This is a genomic window from Mycobacterium sp. NPDC004974, from assembly GCF_053600815.1.
This window is the reverse complement of sequence record NZ_JBSGAQ010000005.1, coordinates 1-19950: the sequence shown is the minus strand read 5'-3', so window position 1 is coordinate 19950 and position 19950 is coordinate 1. Positions and strand designations below refer to the sequence as shown.

The following is a 19950-nucleotide window of genomic DNA, read 5'->3' as shown; positions in this document are numbered from 1 at the left end:
CCAGGCCGCCAAGCTGATCCGTACCCAGGGCGTGACCGCCCCGGCAGGTTTCCGGGCCGCCGGAATCGCCGCCGGTATCAAGGCATCCGGCGCACCGGACCTGGCCCTGGTATTCAACGAGGGACCGGACTACGCGGCAGCTGGGGTGTTCACCCGCAACAAGATCAAGGCCGCGCCCGTGAAGTGGTCACAGCAGGTGCTCACCACCGGGCGGCTGCGCGCGGTGGTGCTGAACTCGGGCGGCGCCAACGCCTGCACCGGCCCGCTGGGCTTCCAGGACACCCACGCCACCGCCGAGGCCGTCGCCACCGCGCTGAGCGACTGGGGCACCGAGACCGGCGCCATCGAGGTCGCGGTGTGCTCGACGGGCCTGATCGGTGACCGGTTGCCGATGGACAAGGTGCTGGCCGGCGTCACCGAGATAGTGCACGAGGTCGCCGGTGGACTGACCGGCGGAGACGACGCCGCGCGGGCCATCATGACCACCGACACCGTGCCGAAACAGGTTGCGCTGCACCATGCGGTGGAATCGGGGGAGAACTGGACCCTCGGCGGGATGGCCAAGGGTGCCGGCATGCTGGCGCCGTCACTGGCCACCATGCTGGTGGTGCTGACCACCGATGCCGTCGCGGATTCCGCGGCACTGGACACCGCGCTCAAGCGGGCCGCGGCGCTGACCTTCGACCGGCTTGACGTTGACGGCAGCTGCTCGACCAACGACACCGTGCTGCTCCTCGCGTCGGGCGCCAGCGAGATCGCGCCGAGCCAGGACGATCTCAACGAGGCCGTGTTGCGGGTCTGCGACGACCTGTGCGCGCAGCTGCAGGCCGATGCCGAGGGCGTCACCAAGCGGGTCGTCATCACCGTGACCGGCGCCGACACCGAGGACGACGCGCTCGTCGCGGCACGCGTCATCGCTCGCGACAGCCTGGTCAAGACCGCACTGTTCGGCTCCGACCCGAACTGGGGCCGGGTCCTGGCCGCGGTCGGTATCGCCCCGGTCAAGCTGGATCCCGAACGGATCAGCGTGTCGTTCAACGGTTCTCCGGTGTGCATCGACGGGGCCGGCGCCCCGGGTGCCCGTGACGTCGACCTGTCCGGCGAGGACATCGTCGTCGTCGTGGACCTGGCCGTGGGCTCGCATGAGGCATCGATCAGGACCACCGACCTGTCACACGCCTACGTCGAAGAGAACTCGGCCTACAGCTCATGAGCCAGGCCATCGAGCGGGGCGTCAAGGCCCAGGTGCTCGCCTCGGCGCTGCCGTGGCTCAAACAACTGCACGGCAAGATCGTCGTCGTCAAGTACGGCGGCAACGCGATGACCGACGACACCCTCAAGGCGGCCTTCGCCGCCGACATGGTGTTCCTGCGCAACTGCGGCATCCATCCCGTGGTGGTGCACGGCGGCGGGCCGCAGATCAGCGCGATGCTCAAGAAGCTCGGCATCCCAGGCGATTTCAAGGGCGGCTTCCGGGTGACCACTCCCGAGGTCCTCGATGTGGCGCGCATGGTGCTGTTCGGTCAGGTGGGCCGCGAGCTGGTCAACCTGATCAACGCCCACGGCCCCTACGCGGTGGGTCTCACCGGGGAGGACGCGCATCTGTTCACCGCGGTGCGGCGCAGCGTCACCGTGGACGGGGTGGCCACCGACATCGGGCTGGTCGGCGACGTCGAACACGTCAACGCCGACTCGCTGCTGGATCTCATTGCCGCGGGCCGGATTCCGGTGGTCTCGACCATCGGTCCCGATGCCGACGGCGTGGTGCACAACATCAACGCCGACACCGCGGCCGCGGCGCTGGCTGAGGCGCTGGGCGCGGAGAAGCTGGTGATGCTCACCGATGTGGAGGGCCTCTACACCGACTGGCCCGACCGCTCCTCGCTGGTCACCGAGATCGACACCGCGGCACTGACGCAACTGCTGCCGTCACTGGAATCGGGCATGGTGCCCAAGATCGAGGCCTGCCTGCGGGCGGTGGCCGGCGGCGTGCCGAGTGCGCACGTGATCGACGGCCGCGTCGAACACTGCGTGCTGGTCGAGCTTTTCACCGATGAAGGAACTGGAACCAAGGTGGTGGCGAAGTGAGCCTGCAGGACCGCTGGGAAGCGGTGATGATGAACAACTACGGCACCCCGCCGTTGGCTCTGGCCAGCGGTGACGGCGTCGTGGTGACCGACACCGACGGCAAGTCCTATCTGGACCTGCTCGGCGGCATCGCGGTCAACCTGCTCGGGCACCGCCACCCCGCGGTCATCGAGGCCGTCACCACCCAGCTCAACACGCTGGGGCACACGTCCAACCTGTACGCCACCGAGCCGGGCATCGCGCTGGCCGAGGCGCTGGTCGGGCATCTGGGAACTCAGGCCCGGGTGTTCTTCTGCAACTCGGGCACCGAGGCCAACGAGGTCGCCTTCAAGATCACCCGGCTCACCGGTAAGACGAATATCGTTGCCGCCCAAGGTGCCTTCCACGGCCGCACGATGGGGTCGCTGGCGCTGACCGGCCAGCCCACCAAGCAGGCCCCGTTCGAGCCGTTGCCGGGCAACGTCACGCATGTGCCCTATGGCGACGTGGAAGCCCTTGCCGCCGCGGTCGATTCGCACACCGCCGCGGTGTTCCTGGAACCGATCATGGGGGAGGGCGGCGTCGTCGTCCCACCCGCCGGATACCTGGCTGCCGCCCGGGACATCACCACGAAGAACGGCGCGCTACTCATCCTCGACGAGGTGCAGACCGGCGTCGGGCGCACCGGCGCGTTCTACGCCCATCAGCACGACGGCATCACCCCCGACGTGGTGACCCTGGCCAAGGGGCTGGGCGGCGGACTGCCGATCGGTGCCTGCCTGGCCATCGGTGCCGCCGGCGATCTGCTGACCCCGGGCCTGCACGGCAGCACCTTCGGCGGCAACCCGGTGTGCACCGCGGCGGCACTGGGCGTACTCAAGGCACTGGCGGACGGGGACCTGATCGCCCGCGCCGGGGTGCTCGGCAAGACCCTGAGCCACGGCATCGAGGAGCTGGGCCATCCGTTGGTCGATCACGTGCGCGGAAAGGGTCTGCTGCAAGGCGTGGTGCTGACCGCGCCGAGCGCCAAAGCCGTCGAGGCCGCTGCCCGCGACGCCGGCTTCCTGGTCAACGCCCCGGCCGCCGACGTGATCCGGCTGGCGCCGCCCCTGATCATCACCGAACCGCAGATCGAGACCTTCCTGACCGCTCTGCCCGCCGTGCTCGATACCGCTGTGGAGGCTTCCTCATGACCATCCGGCATTTCCTGCGTGACGACGATCTGTCACCCGACGAGCAGGCCGAGGTCCTCGCCCTCGCCGCCGAGCTGAAGAAGGCGCCGTTCTCGCGGCGTCCGTTGGAAGGCCCGCGCGGCGTCGCGGTGATCTTCGAGAAGAACTCGACCCGCACCCGGTTCTCGTTCGAGATGGGTATTGCCCAGCTCGGCGGCCATGCCGTAGTGGTCGACGGCCGCAGCACCCAGCTGGGCCGCGAGGAGACCCTCGAGGACACCGGGGCGGTGCTGTCCCGCTACGTCGACGCCATCGTGTGGCGGACCTTCGCCCAGGAGCGGCTGACCGCCATGGCGTCGGGATCCTCGGTGCCGATCGTTAATGCGCTGTCCGACGAATTCCACCCCTGCCAGGTGCTGGCCGACCTGCAGACGCTGGCAGAGCGCCGGGGCAACCTGGCCGGGCTGCGGATGACATATCTGGGCGACGGGGCCAACAACATGGCGCACTCGCTGATGCTCGGCGGGGTCACGGCGGGCATCAACGTCACGATCGCCGCGCCTGCCGGCTTCGAACCGGATCCGCATTTCGTCGACGCCGCCAAGCGCCGTGCGGCCGAGACCGGGGCGACGGTCTCGCTCACCGACGACGCGAGGGCCGGGTCCGACGGAGCCGACGTGCTCGTCACCGACACCTGGACCTCGATGGGGCAGGAGAACGACGGCCTCGACCGGGTGCGGCCGTTCCGTCCGTTCCAGGTCAACGCCGAACTTCTCAAGCTCGCCGACCCGGCAGCCATTGTGCTGCACTGCCTTCCGGCGCACCGTGGGCACGAGATCACCGACGAGGTGATCGACGGCCCGCAGAGCGCGGTGTTCGACGAGGCCGAGAACCGGTTGCACGCCCAGAAGGCTCTGCTGGTCTGGTTGCTGGAGAACAGGTGAGTGCACCGACGCGTGCCGGCCGCCAGGCCCGCATCATCGCTCTGCTGTCGTCCAGGCAGGTGAGCAGCCAGACCGAACTGGCCGCACTGCTGGGCCAGGAGGGCATCGAGGTCACCCAGGCGACGTTGTCGCGGGACCTGGAGGAACTCGGCGCGGTGAAACTGCGTGGCGTCGACGGCGGCGTCGGCGCGTATGTGGTGCCCGAGGACGGCAGCCCGGTGCGGGGTGTGTCCGGTGGCACCGAGCGGTTGACCCGCTTGTTGGGGGAGTTGCTGGTATCGACCGACGCCAGCGCTAATCTTGCCGTGCTGCGCACCCCGCCCGGGGCCGCGCATTACCTGGCCAGCGCGATCGATCGCGCCGCCCTGCCGTATGTGGTCGGCACCATCGCCGGTGACGACACCATCCTGATGGTGGCGCGCGAACCGATGACCGGGGCCGAACTTGCCAACACCATCGAAAACTTGAAGTAGAGCTCAAAACAAGGAGATTGCTCATGTCCGAACGCGTCATCCTGGCGTACTCCGGAGGTCTGGACACCTCGGTCGCGATCAGCTGGATCGGTAAGGAGACCGGCAAAGAGGTTGTCGCCGTCGCCATCGATCTGGGTCAGGGCGGCGAGGACATGGACGTCGTGCGCCAGCGTGCCCTGGACTGCGGCGCGGTCGAGGCGGTCGTGGTCGACGCCCGTGACGAATTCGCCGACGAATACTGCCTGCCGACCATCAAGGCGAACGCGCTCTACATGGATCGCTACCCGCTCGTGTCGGCCATCAGCCGCCCCCTGATCGTCAAGCACCTGGTCGACGCGGCGCGTGCCCACGGCGGCACCGTCGTCGCGCACGGCTGCACCGGCAAGGGCAACGACCAGGTGCGGTTCGAGGTCGGGTTCGCCTCCCTGGCGCCCGAACTGGACGTCATCGCGCCGGTTCGCGACTACGCCTGGACCCGCGAGAAGGCCATCGCGTTCGCCGAGGAGAACGCCATCCCGATCAACGTCACCAAGCGTTCACCGTTCTCGATCGACCAGAACGTGTGGGGCCGCGCGGTGGAGACCGGTTTCCTCGAGGACCTGTGGAACGCGCCGACCAAGGACGTCTACGACTACACCCAGGACCCGACGGTCAACTTCAACGCCCCCGACGAGCTGATCATCAGCTTCGACAAGGGCCGCCCGATCGCGATCGACGGTCGCCCGCTCAGCGTCCTGGAGATCATCCAGGAGCTCAACACCCGGGCCGGCGCTCAGGGCGTGGGCCGGTTGGATGTGGTCGAGGACCGGTTGGTCGGCATCAAGAGCCGCGAGATCTACGAGGCTCCGGGCGCGATGGTGCTGATCACCGCGCACACCGAGCTCGAGCACGTGACACTGGAGCGCGAGCTGGGCAGGTACAAGCGCGGCGTGGACCAGAAGTGGGGCGAGCTCACCTATGACGGCCTGTGGTTCAGCCCGCTGAAGCGCTCGCTGGAGGCGTTCGTCGAGCACACGCAGCAGCACGTGTCCGGTGACATCCGGCTGGTTCTGCACGCCGGGAGCGTCATCGTCAACGGTCGTCGTTCCGGTGAGTCGCTGTACGACTTCAACCTCGCGACCTACGACGAGGGCGACAGCTTCGACCAGAGCGCGGCCAAGGGCTTCGTGCAGCTGCATGGTCTGTCGTCCAAGATCTCGGCCAAGCGCGACCTGGGCCTCTGATGCCGAGCAGACGTAAAACTGCCCAATTTCCAGTGTTTCTAGGCAGTTTTGCTGGGGGCCCCTCCCGCTTGCGGGGGACTGCTCGCGGGAAGAAGTGACATGAGCACCAACGACGGAACCACCAACGAGGGCTCGCTGTGGGGCGGCCGGTTCGCCGACGGTCCCTCGGCCGCCCTTGCCGCCCTGAGCAAGTCGACCCACTTCGACTGGGTGTTGGCGCCGTACGACGTCAAGGCGTCCAAGGCCCATGCCCGGGTCTTGCACCGGGCCGGGCTGCTCACCGACGAACAGCGCGACGGGCTGCTCGCCGGCCTGGACAGCCTGGGTTCCGATGTCGCCGACGGCAGTTTCGAGCCGCTGGTGAGCGACGAGGACGTGCACGGTGCGCTGGAGCGCGGGCTGATCGACCGGGTCGGGCCCGATCTGGGCGGCCGGCTGCGTGCCGGCCGCTCCCGCAACGACCAGGTCGCCACGCTGTTCCGGATGTGGCTGCGCGACGCCGTCCGCCGCGTCGCCGACGGCGTGCTCGAAGTGGTCAACGCGCTGGCGGTACAGGCCGCAGCGCATCCGACGGCGATCATGCCCGGCAAGACCCACCTGCAGGCCGCCCAGCCGATCCTGCTCGCGCATCATCTGCTGGCCCACGCTCATCCGCTGCTGCGCAATGTCGACCGGCTCGCCGATTTCGACGATCGCACCGCGGTCTCGCCCTACGGCTCGGGGGCGCTGGCCGGCTCTTCGCTCGGCCTGGATCCTGACGCTATCGCCGAGGACCTCGGATTCGCCTCGGCCGCAGACAATTCCGTCGACGCCACCGCGGCGCGGGATTTCGCCGCCGAGGCGGCGTTCGTGTTCGCGCAGATCGGGGTGGACCTGTCCCGGCTCGCCGAGGACATCATCCTGTGGAGCACAACCGAATTCGGGTATGTCACGCTGCACGACTCCTGGTCGACCGGCAGCTCGATCATGCCGCAGAAGAAGAACCCGGACATCGCCGAGTTGGCCCGCGGTAAGTCCGGACGGCTGATCGGTAACCTCACCGGCCTGCTGGCGACGCTCAAGGCGCAGCCGCTGGCCTACAACCGGGACCTGCAGGAGGACAAGGAACCGGTCTTCGACTCGGTAGCTCAGCTGGAGCTGCTGCTGCCGGCGATGGCCGGTCTGGTCGGCACGCTGACCTTTGACGAGGCCAGGATGGCCGCGCTGGCGCCGGCCGGTTACACACTGGCCACCGATATCGCCGAATGGCTGGTCCGCGAAGGTGTTCCGTTCCGCGTCGCCCACGAGGCCGCGGGTGCCGCGGTGCAGGCCGCCGAGGGGCGCGGCGTCGGGCTCGAGGAGCTCACCGACGACGAATTCGCCGCGATCAACCCGTCGCTCACCGCACAGGTGCGCGAGGTGTTGACCGTTGAGGGTTCGGTGAACGCGCGCAGCGCCCGGGGCGGTACCGCGCCCGTTCAGGTCGCCAAGCAGCTCGGCGTGGTCCGTGAGACGGCCGAGAGGTTGCGCGCCACCCTAGGTTGAGGCGGCGCCGCTCGCCGACTTCGCCGACGATCGATTCGGCATTGACTGTCAGAAGCCGATGCCCGAGTACATCAACGCGTCCGGGTCGTACCGCTGCCGGACGGCGGTGAGTCGCTTCAGGTTGCCGCCGAAGTAGCGTGCCGCCGCTGTGTCGGGTTCGACGTAGTTAACGTAGCCACCGACCGAACTCGCGTGAACCGTGTCGTGTGCACTCTGCAACCAGCGATCGGCAGCGGCAACGGTCGTGGGTGCGGGGGTCTCGGCATACCACTGAATGCACGCTGCCTGCCGACGCCACGGAAACGCCGTATCGCCCGAATCAACGTCGCTGACCGCTCCCGAGAGCGACTCGATCACGGTGGTCGCCGAACCCGCGGCCTGCGGCCATGCCGATGTGGCGGCGACGATCGATTCCGCGGTGGCCGGGGTCATCTTCCCGACGATGTCGGAGCCCGCCACGAATGCCCGCGGGTGAGTCGCTTGGGCACCGCCTTCGAAATAGTGGACGAAGTCCATCCGACTAAGGGTTCGGCTCGTACCGATTGCGGGCCGCACTCCGATCGCGGCGCTCAGGTCAGCGGCTCTGCTCGGACCGTCTCCGGGCGGAGTCGCCAACACCATCGTGCAGTCCCCGGAACCCCCACCCTTCGTGATGTTGACCATGCCCCAGATCGCTCGGTCCGCGGTGCACAGCCACTCGTGCCAGCCGATGAGTGCGTGCTCAGTCGCAGCTTCGGGGAATACCAGGGTGATGACGTCCCTGTCGGTAATCGGAAACGTCCGGAACGTGAAGGATGTGACCACGCCGAAGCTGCCGCCTCCACCGCCCCTCAGGGCCCAGAACAGATCCGCGTGGTCGTCAGGCGCCGCGGTGATCGCTTCACCGCTGGGTAACACGACGGAAGCCGATACCAGCGCGTCGCAAGTCAGGCCGGAAAGCCGGGCATCGGACCCCAAGCCCCCACCCAGCGTCAAACCGGCGACGCCAACTGTCGGGCAGCTGCCGCCGGGGATCGCCCGTCCATGCGCCGCCAGGGTCGTGTGCAACGAATTCAATTGTGCTGCAGCCGAAACCGTCGCCAATCTGCGTTCGTCGTTGTAGGCAACACCGCCAGGCAACCGCCGTAGGTCGATGATCATCGCGGCAGGTGCCGCCGAAGCGCCGATATAGGAGTGTCCGCCACTACGAGCGGCGACCTTGATGCCGTTCTTCGCGGCGAACACCATGGCCTTCTGCACGTCGCTGGTCGACTTCACTGCGACAACCGCCGCCGGTGCACAGTTGGCGAATCGCATATTGAAGACGTTCTTTGCCGTGGTGTACTCGGCGCCGGCCGGCAGAATGAGCTGGCCTTCGATCGCGTCCTCGAGGGCAGCCCAGTCCGGCGGACCGGACACCACGGGCGGAGGTTGCGGACGCGGAGCCGCGGGTGACTGGCACGAGGCCAGCAGCGAACCGGCGGCCACGCCGAGCGCGCCACGAACGAAGACCTGACGTGAGACCTCCGGTGCCATTGCGGAATCGTATGGCTTACGCCAAAGGCGGTGTCCTTGAAGGTGGATCGTCGGGACGGGCGACGCTGGGAATCGCTGCCGAGCTGCGCGCCCGGTTGCAGCGCTGAGGCACTAGAGGCCGAGCTGACTCGGCGCGTCCGAGGCGACGATCACGGCCCCCAGATCATCAGATCCTGCATGCCGTTGTTCATCGTGATGGTGTTCGGCGCAGGGCCGGTTACGTCGAAGTGGATCTTGCCGGTGGATTGCCCGCCCTGCGGGATGGTGCCACCACTGATGTTGGTCGGGCTGGCGACGAACCACAGCACCCGGTAGGCGGCCTGGTTCGGGGCGACTGCATTGAACTGTGAGATCGCGGGCGTGACGCTGCCGGCAACGGCGTGGACGGTCGCGGTGGCCTCCCACAACTGGCCGGCGACCCGGTAGCCCGGCATCGGATCGGTGCTCGGCTTGAGGTTGCCCACCATCCAGGAGTAGGTGACCTGACCGACGCTGTCGGTGTCTTTCAGCGTGCTGCCCAGCTTTCCCACCATGGGATATGCCGCTGTTGCGCTCGGTGCGAGGAGGATCGCGATCGTCGCCGCGATCAGGGCGGACAGGGCGGCCTTCAGTACTGTGGTGATCTTCATGATGCCCTCCACAATCGGTAAAGCACTGACGTATGTCAGCTAACTCCGATGAGGTGGAACCCGTCGATACTTCCCGGAACTGATTCGGGGATCTCGGTCCGTTCGGCCAGGTTGGTCAGCGACGAATCAGGCTGTGCCCTCAGCCGATCTGCTCGCCGAGTTCGAACCAGCGTTCCTCGACCTCGGTGACTTCGTCCTCCAGCGCGCGGATGGCGGCCACCTTGACCGCGAGTCCCTCGAAATCGGACTGGTCGTGGTCCGCCATCGCCGTCCGGGACCGGTTGATCTGTTGCTGCAGTTTCTCCAGCCGGCGTTCCAGGGCGGACACCTCCTTCTGCGCTGCCCGCAAGTCGGCGCCGGACAGCCCGTCCGCTGCAGTGCCGGCGGTCGGTGCCGGCGCCGCGCCGGTCGCTGACCCATGCGCGGCCCGCAACCGCAGGTACTCATCCACCCCGCCCGGCAGATGCCGGAGATGCCCGCCGAGGATCCCGTACTGCTGATCGGTGACCCGCTCCAGAAAATAGCGATCGTGGCTCACCACGATCAGCGTGCCGGGCCACGAGTCGAGCAGATCCTCCATGGCGGAGAGCATGTCGGTGTCCAGGTCATTGGTCGGCTCGTCGAGGATCAGCACGTTGGGCTGTGCGAGCAGGATCAACAGCAGTTGCAGGCGACGTTGTTGCCCGCCGGAGAGGTCCTTGACCGGTGTCGACAACTGGGCGCTGGAGAACCCGAGACGCTCCAGCAACTGCCCGGGCGTGAGTTCCTGGGCCTTCGACCCGCTGCCGAACACATACGTCGTGCGCAGGTTGGCCAGTACCGTCCGCACCGGATCGCCGAGGTGGGGCTCAAGCTCGTCCACGGTCTGGGTGAGGGTCGCGACCTGCAGCGTCTTACCGTGTTTGACCCGTCCCGAGGTCGGTTGCACCGAACCGTCGATAAGGCCCAGCAGCGTCGATTTTCCGGCGCCGTTGACGCCCAGGATCCCGGTGCGCTCACCGGGGGCGACCCGCCACTCGACCTGATGCAGCACTTCGCGGTCGCCGTAGCTCACCGACACATCCAGCAGGTCGACGACCTGCTTGCCCAGCCGTGACACCGCCAGGGACTGCAGCGCGACCTTGTCCCGGATCTCCGGCACGTCGGCGATCAGCGCGTTGGCCGCATCGATGCGGAACTTCGGCTTCGAGGTGCGGGCCGGAGCGCCGCGGCGCAGCCAGGCCAGTTCCTTGCGGGCCAGGTTCTGCCGGCGCGCCTCGATCGTGGCCGCCTGCCGGTCGCGTTCCACCCGCTGCAGGATGTAGGCGGCGTAGCCGCCGTCGAACGGTTCGACGATGCGATCGTGCACTTCCCATGTGGTCGTACAGACCTCGTCGAGAAACCAGCGGTCGTGCGTCACCACCAGCAGCCCACCGGACGACGCGGACCAGCGCTTCTTGAGGTGCTCGGCGAGCCAGGTGATCGCCTCCACGTCGAGGTGGTTGGTCGGCTCGTCGAGCGCCAGCACGTCGTGATCCCCGGCCAGCAGCCTGGCCAGAGCGACCCGGCGCCGCTGTCCGCCCGACAGCGTGCGGAGTTCTGCGTCCCAGGGCAGGTCACCGAGCAGGCCGGAGATGACATCGCGCCCACGGGGGTCGCCGGCCCATTCGTGTTCGGGCACGTCGCCGACCACGGCGTGGCCGACGGTGTCGGCGTCGTCGAGGGTGTCGGCCTGATCGAGTACGCCGACCCGCACACCACCGCGCACGGTGACCCGTCCGGAATCCGGTTCCAGCCGGCCGGCCAGCATGGCCAGCAGGCTGGATTTGCCGTCACCGTTGCGGCCGACGATGCCGATCCGGTCGCCTTCGCTGACACCGACGGTGACCGCGTCGAACACCACCCCGGCGGGGTATTCCAGATGCAGGGTTTCGCCCCCGAGCAGGTGTGCCATCGCCGCCGACCCTATCTGCCGGTGGCCGTGACAGCGGCATCGCATGGGGCCACTGCAGACGTCGGGGTGATCACATCTGGAACCGGTAGCTGTTGTGCCATGATGACCACGTCAATCGGGGGTCGGGGTTGAGTTGTCGTGTGGGGAGCAAGCTGGTGGATTTCTCGGCAGTGACCAAACCGGTCGAGCGGTTGCTGGCGACCGCTCAGAACGGTCTGGAGGTGCTGCGCTACGGGGGCCTGGAGACCGGTTCGGTGCCGTCGCCCTTCCAGATCATCCAGAGCGTGCCGATGTACCGGCTCCGGCGGTACTTCCCGCCGGACGTCCGTCCCGGCGTCCAGAATCCGCGGCCGCCGGTGCTGATGGTGCATCCGATGATGATGTCGGCCGACATGTGGGACGTGACGCGCGACGACGGTGCGGTCGGCATCCTGCACTCCGCGGGTGTCGACCCTTGGGTGATCGATTTCGGTTCACCGGACAAGGTCGAAGGCGGCATGCAACGCAATCTCGCCGACCACGTGGTGGCGTTGTCGGAGGCCATCGACATCGTCAAAGAGGTCACGGGCCGCGACGTGCACCTGGCCGGTTACTCGCAGGGCGGGATGTTCGCCTACCAGGCCGCGGCCTATCGGCGGTCCAAGGACCTGGCCAGCATCATCGCCTTCGGGTCCCCGGTGGACACCCTGGCCGCGTTGCCGATGAACCTTCCGGCCGGCGTCGCCGCGGGTGCGGCGGATTTCATGGCCGATCACGTGTTCAGCCGCATCGACATCCCGGGCTGGTTGGCCCGCACCGGGTTTCAGATGCTGGACCCGATCAAGACCGCACAGTCGCGTCTGGAGTTCCTGCGGCAGCTGCACGACCGCGAGGCCCTGCTGCCGCGCGAGCAGCAGCGCCGGTTCCTGTCCTCGGAGGGCTGGATCGCGTGGTCGGGGCCGGCGATCGCCGAGCTGCTCAAACAGTTCATCGCCCACAACCGGATGATGACGGGCGGCTTTTCCGTCCACGGTGACCTGGTCACGCTGTCCGACATCGACTGCCCGATCCTGGCGGTGGTCGGCGAGGTCGACGACATCGGTCAGCCGGCCGCGGTCCGGGGCATCAAGCGGGCCGCGCCGGATGCGGATGTCTACGAATATCTGATCAGGGCAGGGCATTTCGGTTTGGTCGTGGGTTCCAAGGCCTCCACCCAGACCTGGCCGACTGTGGCGCAGTGGGTGAAATGGCTTGGTGGAGAACAGATGCCGGAGGGTGTGGTCCCGATGGGATCGCAGCCGGCCGATCATCCGGAGGGCGGGGTGTCGTTCTCCACCCGCGTCACCCACAGTGCCACCGCCGCCACCGAGATGGCGTTCGGGGTGGCCCGCTCGGCGGCCGAGGCCTTGGTGACGGCGAACAAGAACGCCAGGACCCTGGTCATCGAGACGGCCCGGACGCTGCCGAGGCTGGCCCGGTTGGGTCAGGTCAACGACCACACCCGGATCTCGCTCGGCCGGATCATGAGCGAGCAGGCGCGCAGCGTGCCCAACGGTGAGGCGCTGCTGTTCGACGGCCGGGTGCACACCTACGAGGCGGTGGACCGCCGGGTCAACAACGTGGTGCACGGCCTGATCGACGTCGGGGTGCGTCAGGGCGCCCGCGTCGGCGTGCTGATGGACACCCGGCCCAGCGCCCTGGTCGCGATCGCGGCGCTGTCCCGGTTGGGGGCGGTGGCGGTGCTGCTGCCGGAGACGGATCTGGCCGAGGCCGCCCGTCTCGGCGGCGTGTCCGAGATCATCGCCGACCCGAGCCACCTCGACATGGCGCGTGAACTCGGGAAGCGCGTGCTGGTCCTCGGCGGCGGTGAAAACCGTGATCTGCACCTGGAGGAGTACGACGACGTCGCGTCTGTCGTCGATATGGAGAAGATCGACCCCGACGTCGTCGAGCTTCCCGGCTGGTACCGGCCCAACCCGGGCCTGGCCCGCGACCTGGCCTTCGTCGCCTTCAGCGAGGTCGGCGGTGAGCTCGTAGCCCGCCAGATCACCAACTTCCGATGGGCGCTTTCGGCGTTCGGTACCGCGTCGGCGGCCAATCTCGGCCGAGGTGACACGGTCTACTGCCTGACCCCGCTGCATCACCAGTCCGGCCTGCTGGTCAGCCTGGGCGGTGCGGTGGTCGGCGGCTCACGCATCGCGCTGTCCCGCGGGCTGCAGCCTGACCGGTTCCTGCAGGAGATCCGGCAGTACGGCGTCACGGTCGTGTCCTACACCTGGGCCATGCTGCGCGAGGTCATCGACGATCCGTCGTTCTCGCTCACCGGAAGCCACCCGGTTCGGTTGTTCATCGGCTCGGGCATGCCCGCCGGGTTGTGGAAGCGGGTGGTCGACGTGTTCGAGCCGGCCCAGGTCGTGGAGTTCTTCGCCACCACAGACGGGCAGGCCGTGCTGGCCAACGTGTCCGGCGCCAAGATCGGCAGCAAGGGCCGCCCGCTGCCGGGCGGCGGCACCGTCGAGCTGGCCGCCTACGACGCCGATGACGACCTGATCCTGGAGGACGAGCAGGGTTTCGTGCGCAAGGCCGAGGCTAACGAGGTCGGCGTGCTGCTGGCTCACCCGCGCGGCCCGGTCGATCCGACCGCCGTGGTCAAGCGGGGCGTGTTCGCGCCGGCCGACACCTGGGTGTCCACCGAGTTCCTGTTCCGTCGTGACGAGGACGGTGACTACTGGCTGGTCGACAACCGGGGTGCGGTGATCCGGACCGAACGGGGACCGGTGTTCGCGACGAGCGTCAACGACGCGGTCGGCCGCCTGGACGCGGTCGACATGTCGGTGACGTACGGCGTCACGGAAGGAGGCCGGCAACTGGCGGTGACGGCGCTGGCGCTGCGTCCGGGCGGCAGCGTCCCGACGGCCGATCTCACCCACGCGCTGGACGATCTGGCCGCGGGTAACCCGCCCGACGTGGTGCACGTGGTGGCCGACATGGAACTCGGCGCCTCATACCGCCCGCTCGTCGGTCCGCTGCGGGCGGCGGGCATCCCGAAACCGGGCCGCCGTAACTGCTGGTACTTCGATGCCGATACAGGTACGTACAAGAAAATGACGGCGGCCAGCCGGGCCGAACTCGTCGCGGGAGCCCCCGATGACGAGCCGGCGACCGACTAGCCGACGGGGTGCCGGGGCAGGAAAGCGCTGTTAGGCTCCGGCAGACGGCAGAACGACTGGAGGATCGATGACATCGGGATCGGGTGCGAACAGCTGGCGTCGGATCGTCACCGGAACGGTGACGGGCGGTGCGCTGGTCCTGGGGCTGCTGGTGGGCGCAGGTGCGCCGGTAGCGGCCGCCGATCCCGCTCAGCCGACCCCTGCCGCGGATGCACCCGGATCGGCTGCCCCCGCGGCGCCGCAGATGACCGCCGACGAGGCACTGTCCATCATCGCCAAGGACTACGACACGGGCGAGGGCGGTGGCCAGATCTCGACGCTGATCCACGACATCATGAAGCTGCGTGCGCAGGGGTACAGGCCATCGAACGCCAACCGTGAAGCCATCACCGCGGCGCTCGACAAGCGCCCCAATCAGGTTCCGCTGATCAACGCCCTCAAGAGCACGCTGTCGTACCAGCGCAAGTTGCAGGCACAGTCCAGCGCCCAGGTTCCGAAGCAGAGTGGTCTCAACCCCGGGGTGGGCCAGTTCCCGGGCGGCATCGCTCCCATTCCGGGCGGGGGCGGCGGCGAGCCCGGCCCGAGTGGCGGCATCTCGATCCCGCTGGGCTAGCGTCACCTGGTGGTCGACGACAAGCTCTTGAGCATCCTGGTGTGCCCGCAGGACCGCGGGCCGCTGCTGCTGGCCGGTACGGACTGGCTCTACAACCCCCGGTTGCGGCGGGCATACCGGATCGAGGACGGCATCCCGGTGCTGCTCGTCGACGAGGCCGTAGCCATCGAGGACGACGCCGAGCATCGCCGGCTGCTGGAATTGGCCGGATCAGGGGAGTCCGGGTAGGTCACCCGTGAGGTAGCGCTGCAGGGTGGGTGCGATGGTCTCGACGATCTGATCCGCCGGCAGCGTGGCGAAGGGTTCCAGTTCCAGGATGTAGCGCGCCATCGCGACCCCGACCAGTTGCGAGGCGACGAACTGGATGCGCACGCGAGAACTTCCGGGCGGGCTGTCTACCCGGGGCCCGATTTCGCCGATGATGATCTCCTGGAGAAACGACCGCACCAGCGATACGTCGTTGCCGGCCAGGATGGAGCGCAAGGTCGCCACGAAGCCCTTGCCGATCTCAGAATCCCACAGCGGCAACAGGATTGACGGCAAGGTATGCCCGATCTGCTCGACCGGCACGTCTTTGAGCTTCCCGATCACGGTCATGGGATCGATGGGAATGTGGATCGCGGCGGCGAACAGCTGGGTCTTTGTGCCGAAGTAGTGGTGCACGAGGGCGGCGTCCACCCCGGCGTCGGCCGCGATCGAGCGGATCGATGTCTTGTCGATTCCGTTGCGGGAGAACAATTCCCGTGCGCTGGTCAAGATGCGCTCGCGTTTGTCCGACGGGCCGGCGGGGCGGCCGGGCCGTTTGCGTTCTCGTTCGGAATCGATGTCGGTGCTCACGGCTTCCTAAGGTGTTCGGCGGCGCAGGGTGGCCGCGGCCAGACACAGTGCCAGCACAGCAAACCCCACTACGATCGCGATGTCACGGGCCGCGACGGCGGTGAGCTCTGGGTGGGCACCGACCTGCTGCAGGGCTTCGAGCGCATAGCTCGCAGGCAGCACGTTGCTGATCCACTGCAGCCATTCCGGCAGCGCAGCGCGCGGCACAATGATGCCGCACAACAGCAGCTGCGGCGCGATCACCACGGGCATGAACTGGACCGCCTGGAACTCGGTCCGGGCGAACGCGCTGCACAACAGGCCCAGCCCCACGCCCAGCACGGCGTTGATGATCGCGATCAGGAACACCAGGATGGGGCTGCCCGCGGTGTCGAATCCGAGGAACCAGAACGAGACGATGCAGGCCAGGGTGGCCTGGGCCGCGGCGGCGATCGAGAACGCGGTGCCGTAGGCGGCCAACAGGTCGAAGCGGCGCAGCGGTGTGGTCAGGATCCGCTCGAGGGTTCCCGAGACGCGTTCGCGCTGCATGGTGATCGAGGTGATCAGGAACATCACGATCAGCGGGAAGACGCCGAGCATGATCAGACATGCGTTGTTGAACGGCGTCGGGTGTCCCGGCGGGTGCGGCGCATTCTGGAACATGAAGTACATCAGCGTGATGATCAGGCTGGGTACCACCAGGATCATGGCGACACTGCGGTGGTCGGCCGCCAGTTGCCGCAGGATCCGGCCGGTCGTGGCCAGGTAGGCCGCCGGGCTCAGTCGGCCCGGTTGATCGCGCCCGAGTCGCTGCGCCGGATGACGGTGAGAAACGCTTCCTCCAGGGACGTACATTCCGTGTCCTTCCGTAGCTGGTCCGGGGTGGTGTGGGCGAGCAGTCGGCCGTCGCGCATGAGCAGCAGGTCGCCGCAGTGGTCGGCCTCGTCCATCACGTGGCTGGAGACCAGCAATGTGGTGCCGCGCCGCGACAGTTCGTTGAACTGTTCCCACAGGTCGACGCGCAGTACCGGGTCGAGGCCCACGGTGGGTTCGTCGAGCACCAGGAGTTCGGGCTCGGACACCAGCGCACAGGCAAGTGAGACCCGGGTGCGCTGGCCGCCCGAGAGGTTGCCGCAGTAAGCGGTGCGGTGATCGTCGAGGCCGACCGACCGGATGGCACTGGTGGCCGAGTCCGCAGACGTTCCGTACAGCGCGGCGAAGTACCGCACGTTGTCGATCACCCGCAGGTCGTCGTAGATCGTCGGATCCTGCGTCACGTATCCGACCCGGTGGCGCAGCGGTGCTGAGCCGGCGGGGTGCCCGAGCACGGTGACCGTGCCCGCCGCGACGATCTGGGTTCCGACGACGCTGCGCATCAGGGTGGACTTGCCGCAGCCGGATGGGCCGAGGAGGCCGGTTATGGTGCCGCCGGCGATCTGCACGGTGAGATCGCGGATCGCGGGCCGGCCACCCCGGGTGACCTGCAGTCCGGCGATGTCGATGGCCGGGGGAGCGGCGCCGGCCGGGAATCCTGGGGAGAATTCATCAATCGATGAAGTCATCATGTGGTGAATACTGCGCTCCGGTGTGGCCGGTGTCAACGGTGGATGTTACGAAGTGCAGAATCGCTCGGGTGGGCTTGCAGATAGGCACCGAGCTGTTGACTGGTGCCCCCTTGCTCGCGGCCCGCCGACTGTTGGGAGCCGAGCTGACCGGTCGCGGCGTCAGCTCTGTCATCGTCGAGGTGGAGGCGTACGGCGGCCCGCCCGACGGGCCCTGGCCCGACGCCGCCTCGCACTCGTTTCGCGGTGCGGGCGGTCGGAATCTCGTGATGTTCGGCCCGCCCGGGTACCTGTACACCTACCGCAGCCATGGCATTCACGTCTGCGCGAATGTGGTCTGCGGGCACGACGGCATCGCGGGGGCGGTACTGCTGCGAGCGGCGTCGGTGTGCGAGGGCGCCGACGTGGCCGGCGCCCGTCGTGGACCGGCGATTCGCCCGGCGGCGCTGGCGCGGGGGCCGGGCAACCTCTGTTCGGCCCTGGGAATCACCATGGAGGACAACGGAATTGACCTGTTCGACGCCGACAGCCCGGTCCGCTTGACATTGGGTGATCCGCTTCCGTCGGTCGACGGCCCACGGGTCGGCGTGAGCAAGGCCGCCGACCGCAGATGGCGGTTGTGGCTGGCGGACAGGGGAGAGGTGTCGGCCTACCGGCGCAGCCCGCGCGCCCCCGCGCCCGGTGCCAGTGACTGATCTCGGCAATGCGGCATGATCGTCGTCATGAGCATGGGAATCCTCGATGAGCTGGACTGGCGTGGCCTGATCGCCCAGTCGACCGACCGCGACACGCTGGCCAATGACCTGGCCAAGGGACCCATGACTGTCTACTCGGGCTTCGACCCGACCGCGCCGAGCCTGCACGCGGGCCATCTGGTGCCGCTGCTGACGCTGCGCCGGTTTCAGCGTGCCGGGCACCGGCCCATCGTGCTCGCCGGCGGGGCCACCGGAATGATCGGCGACCCCCGCGATACCGGGGAACGCACACTGAACACCGCCGACACGGTCGCCGACTGGGCCGGTCGCATCCGCGGCCAGCTGGAACGGTTCGTCGAATTCGACGACACCCCGACCGGCGCCATCGTCGAGAACAACCTGAACTGGACCGCCGAGCTCTCGGCCATCGAATTCCTCCGTGACCTCGGCAAATACTTCTCGGTGAACGTGATGCTCGACCGGGAGACAGTGCGTCGCCGGCTGGAGGGCGACGGCATCTCCTACACCGAGTTCAGCTACATGCTTCTTCAGGCCAACGACTTCGTGGAACTGCACCAGCGCCACGGCTGCGCGTTGCAGATCGGCGGCTCCGACCAGTGGGGCAACATCGTGGCCGGCGCCCGGTTGGTCCGCCAGAAGCTGGGCGCCACGGTGCACGCCATGACGACTCCGCTGGTCACCGACTCCGAGGGCAAGAAGTTCGGCAAGTCGACGGGCGGCGGCAATCTGTGGCTCGATCCCGAGATGACCAGCCCATACGCCTGGTACCAGTACTTCGTGAACACGGCCGATGCCGACGTGATCGGCTACCTGCGGTGGTTCACCTTCTTGTCCTCGGATGAGATCGCCGAGCTGGAGGACTCCACCCAGAACCGCGCGCATGAACGCGCCGCGCAGCGGCGATTGGCGCGTGAACTCACCACGTTGGTGCATGGGGAAGGCGCGACGACGGCGGTCGAGCTGGCCAGTCAGGCGCTGTTCGGCCGGGCCGAGCTGACCGACCTCGACGAATCCACCCTCGGCGCCGCGCTGCGGGAGGCAAGTAGTGGACAGGTCGCCGAGTTGAAGCCGGGCGGCCCGGATTCGATCGTCGATTTGTTGGTCGGCACGGGATTGGCGGCGAGTAAGGGAGCTGCACGCCGCAATGTCGCTGAGGGTGGCGTCTATGTGAACAACATTCGCATTGAAAGCGACGAGTGGATACCACGGCAATCCGATTTTCTGCATGAGCGTTGGCTCGTGTTGCGACGTGGCAAGCGGCACATTGCCGGGGTCGAGCGCGTAGGCGCGTAGGCCCACCGACGACCGGGCTCTGACCTGGGAAAACGTCGGAGCAACCAGGCGATTTGACTCGCTGTTAGCGCTCACGTAACTTATTGCAGGTCAGAGCGACACGGACAAGCGCCGGGGAGCGAAGACGAAATCCGAGAGAGACACCCATTACGGTGGGTCTTCTCACTGTCCGTGGTAGAGTTCAGCGGCTTTTAGCCGCGGGGTTTCTGTGCGGCAAACTCGGGCGTGTTGTTTGAGAACTCAATAGTGTGTTTGGTGGTTTTTGTTTGTTGTTTTTTGGCCACGCTCTTTTTCCCGTTTAGGGTGTGGTTGTTTGTTTTT

18 protein-coding genes are annotated in these 19950 nt (G+C 67.6%); 12 read left to right on the top strand and 6 right to left on the bottom strand.

Annotated features, from left to right (window positions below):
- The first annotated feature begins 13 nt into the window (after nt 1–13).
- The 7 genes from argJ to argH all read left to right on the top strand — a co-directional run bounded on the left by argJ (nt 14) and on the right by argH (nt 7403).
- On the top strand, nt 14–1213 hold the full coding sequence (argJ, locus tag ACWEFV_RS13475; RefSeq protein WP_450070782.1) for a bifunctional glutamate N-acetyltransferase/amino-acid acetyltransferase ArgJ: 1200 nt from the start codon (nt 14–16) through the stop codon (nt 1211–1213).
- Complete coding sequence (argB, locus tag ACWEFV_RS13470; RefSeq protein ID WP_135455353.1) at nt 1210–2088, top strand: acetylglutamate kinase; 879 nt, start codon at nt 1210–1212, stop codon at nt 2086–2088. The genes argJ and argB overlap by 4 nt, the downstream gene beginning before the upstream one ends.
- Complete coding sequence (locus ACWEFV_RS13465; RefSeq protein ID WP_450070521.1) at nt 2085–3260, top strand: acetylornithine transaminase; 1176 nt, start codon at nt 2085–2087, stop codon at nt 3258–3260. The genes argB and ACWEFV_RS13465 overlap by 4 nt, the downstream gene beginning before the upstream one ends.
- The gene (gene argF, locus ACWEFV_RS13460; protein ID WP_135455348.1) at nt 3257–4183 is read left to right on the top strand and encodes an ornithine carbamoyltransferase; all 927 of its coding nucleotides are present in this window, start codon (nt 3257–3259) and stop codon (nt 4181–4183) included. Before ACWEFV_RS13465 ends, argF begins: the two co-directional genes overlap by 4 nt.
- The gene (locus ACWEFV_RS13455) at nt 4162–4656 is read left to right on the top strand and encodes an arginine repressor (protein ID WP_210115668.1); all 495 of its coding nucleotides are present in this window, start codon (nt 4162–4164) and stop codon (nt 4654–4656) included. Before argF ends, ACWEFV_RS13455 begins: the two co-directional genes overlap by 22 nt.
- Before the next feature lie 23 nt (nt 4657–4679).
- Nucleotides 4680–5879 carry an argininosuccinate synthase gene (locus ACWEFV_RS13450; RefSeq protein WP_135455344.1) on the top strand — a complete coding sequence of 400 codons (1200 nt, stop codon included), beginning with the start codon at nt 4680–4682 and terminating at the stop codon, nt 5877–5879.
- Nucleotides 5880–5978: 99 nt separating this feature from the next.
- Complete coding sequence (argH, locus tag ACWEFV_RS13445; protein WP_450070520.1) at nt 5979–7403, top strand: argininosuccinate lyase; 1425 nt, start codon at nt 5979–5981, stop codon at nt 7401–7403.
- Between the two features lie 48 nt (nt 7404–7451).
- Here the strand turns inward: argH and ACWEFV_RS13440 are convergent, their stop codons facing one another.
- The 3 genes from ACWEFV_RS13440 to ACWEFV_RS13430 all read right to left on the bottom strand — a co-directional run bounded on the left by ACWEFV_RS13440 (nt 7452) and on the right by ACWEFV_RS13430 (nt 11480).
- Nucleotides 7452–8918 carry an FAD-binding protein gene (locus ACWEFV_RS13440; protein WP_450070519.1) on the bottom strand — a complete coding sequence of 489 codons (1467 nt, stop codon included), beginning with the start codon at nt 8916–8918 and terminating at the stop codon, nt 7452–7454.
- A gap of 149 nt (nt 8919–9067) precedes the next feature.
- Nucleotides 9068–9547, bottom strand: a complete 480-nt coding sequence (locus ACWEFV_RS13435) for an MPT63 family protein (protein ID WP_135455338.1) — start codon at nt 9545–9547, stop codon at nt 9068–9070.
- A gap of 139 nt (nt 9548–9686) precedes the next feature.
- Entirely contained in the window at nt 9687–11480 is a 1794-nt protein-coding gene (locus ACWEFV_RS13430) for an ABC-F family ATP-binding cassette domain-containing protein (protein WP_450070518.1), read from the bottom strand.
- Between the two features lie 152 nt (nt 11481–11632).
- On the opposite strand from ACWEFV_RS13430, the gene ACWEFV_RS13425 reads away from it, so the two are divergent.
- From ACWEFV_RS13425 to ACWEFV_RS13415, 3 genes are all read left to right on the top strand, one after another.
- Nucleotides 11633–14629: an acyl-CoA synthetase gene (locus ACWEFV_RS13425; protein WP_450070781.1), complete on the top strand. Its 2997-nt coding sequence runs from the start codon at nt 11633–11635 to the stop codon at nt 14627–14629.
- Between the two features lie 67 nt (nt 14630–14696).
- Nucleotides 14697–15242: a hypothetical protein gene (locus tag ACWEFV_RS13420; RefSeq protein WP_450070517.1), complete on the top strand. Its 546-nt coding sequence runs from the start codon at nt 14697–14699 to the stop codon at nt 15240–15242.
- A 9-nt stretch (nt 15243–15251) separates the two neighbouring features.
- Nucleotides 15252–15470, top strand: a complete 219-nt coding sequence (locus ACWEFV_RS13415; RefSeq protein ID WP_135455332.1) for a Trm112 family protein — start codon at nt 15252–15254, stop codon at nt 15468–15470.
- Here ACWEFV_RS13415 and ACWEFV_RS13410 read toward each other — a convergent pair.
- From ACWEFV_RS13410 to ACWEFV_RS13400, 3 genes are read right to left on the bottom strand one after another with little or no spacing between them, the layout of a single operon-like run.
- A complete protein-coding gene (locus tag ACWEFV_RS13410; protein ID WP_135455330.1) occupies nt 15453–16079 on the bottom strand; it encodes a TetR/AcrR family transcriptional regulator in 627 nt (208 codons plus the stop codon). The two genes, ACWEFV_RS13415 and ACWEFV_RS13410, sit on opposite strands and share 18 nt — an antisense overlap.
- 6 nt (nt 16080–16085) lie before the next feature.
- Nucleotides 16086–16913 (bottom strand): ABC transporter permease, encoded by an 828-nt coding sequence (locus ACWEFV_RS13405; protein WP_167857873.1) that lies wholly within the window; start codon nt 16911–16913, stop codon nt 16086–16088.
- Entirely contained in the window at nt 16838–17623 is a 786-nt protein-coding gene (locus tag ACWEFV_RS13400; protein WP_450070516.1) for an ABC transporter ATP-binding protein, read from the bottom strand. Before ACWEFV_RS13400 ends, ACWEFV_RS13405 begins: the two co-directional genes overlap by 76 nt.
- Nucleotides 17624–17703: 80 nt before the next feature.
- Here ACWEFV_RS13400 and ACWEFV_RS13395 point away from each other — a divergent pair, with 80 nt between their 5' ends.
- Entirely contained in the window at nt 17704–18315 is a 612-nt protein-coding gene (locus tag ACWEFV_RS13395) for a DNA-3-methyladenine glycosylase (protein WP_135460093.1), read from the top strand.
- A gap of 27 nt (nt 18316–18342) precedes the next feature.
- Entirely contained in the window at nt 18343–19629 is a 1287-nt protein-coding gene (tyrS, locus tag ACWEFV_RS13390) for a tyrosine--tRNA ligase (protein ID WP_167857872.1), read from the top strand.
- Nucleotides 19630–19950 lie beyond the last annotated feature (321 nt).

What these genes read in the sequence shown, in the direction of transcription:
- ACWEFV_RS13450 (WP_135455344.1), top strand. Translation starts at nt 4,680, where the DNA reads ATGTCCGAACGCGTCATCCTGGCGTACTCCGGAGGTCTGGACACCTCG.
- ACWEFV_RS13400 (WP_450070516.1), bottom strand. Translation starts at nt 17,623, where the DNA reads ATGATGACTTCATCGATTGATGAATTCTCCCCAGGATTCCCGGCCGGC.
- ACWEFV_RS13405 (WP_167857873.1), bottom strand. Translation starts at nt 16,913, where the DNA reads ATGTACGTCCCTGGAGGAAGCGTTTCTCACCGTCATCCGGCGCAGCGA.
- argB (WP_135455353.1), top strand. Translation starts at nt 1,210, where the DNA reads ATGAGCCAGGCCATCGAGCGGGGCGTCAAGGCCCAGGTGCTCGCCTCG.
- tyrS (WP_167857872.1), top strand. Translation starts at nt 18,343, where the DNA reads ATGAGCATGGGAATCCTCGATGAGCTGGACTGGCGTGGCCTGATCGCC.
- ACWEFV_RS13420 (WP_450070517.1), top strand. Translation starts at nt 14,697, where the DNA reads ATGACATCGGGATCGGGTGCGAACAGCTGGCGTCGGATCGTCACCGGA.
- ACWEFV_RS13440 (WP_450070519.1), bottom strand. Translation starts at nt 8,918, where the DNA reads ATGGCACCGGAGGTCTCACGTCAGGTCTTCGTTCGTGGCGCGCTCGGC.
- ACWEFV_RS13430 (WP_450070518.1), bottom strand. Translation starts at nt 11,480, where the DNA reads ATGGCACACCTGCTCGGGGGCGAAACCCTGCATCTGGAATACCCCGCC.
- argH (WP_450070520.1), top strand. Translation starts at nt 5,979, where the DNA reads ATGAGCACCAACGACGGAACCACCAACGAGGGCTCGCTGTGGGGCGGC.
- ACWEFV_RS13435 (WP_135455338.1), bottom strand. Translation starts at nt 9,547, where the DNA reads ATGAAGATCACCACAGTACTGAAGGCCGCCCTGTCCGCCCTGATCGCG.
- argF (WP_135455348.1), top strand. Translation starts at nt 3,257, where the DNA reads ATGACCATCCGGCATTTCCTGCGTGACGACGATCTGTCACCCGACGAG.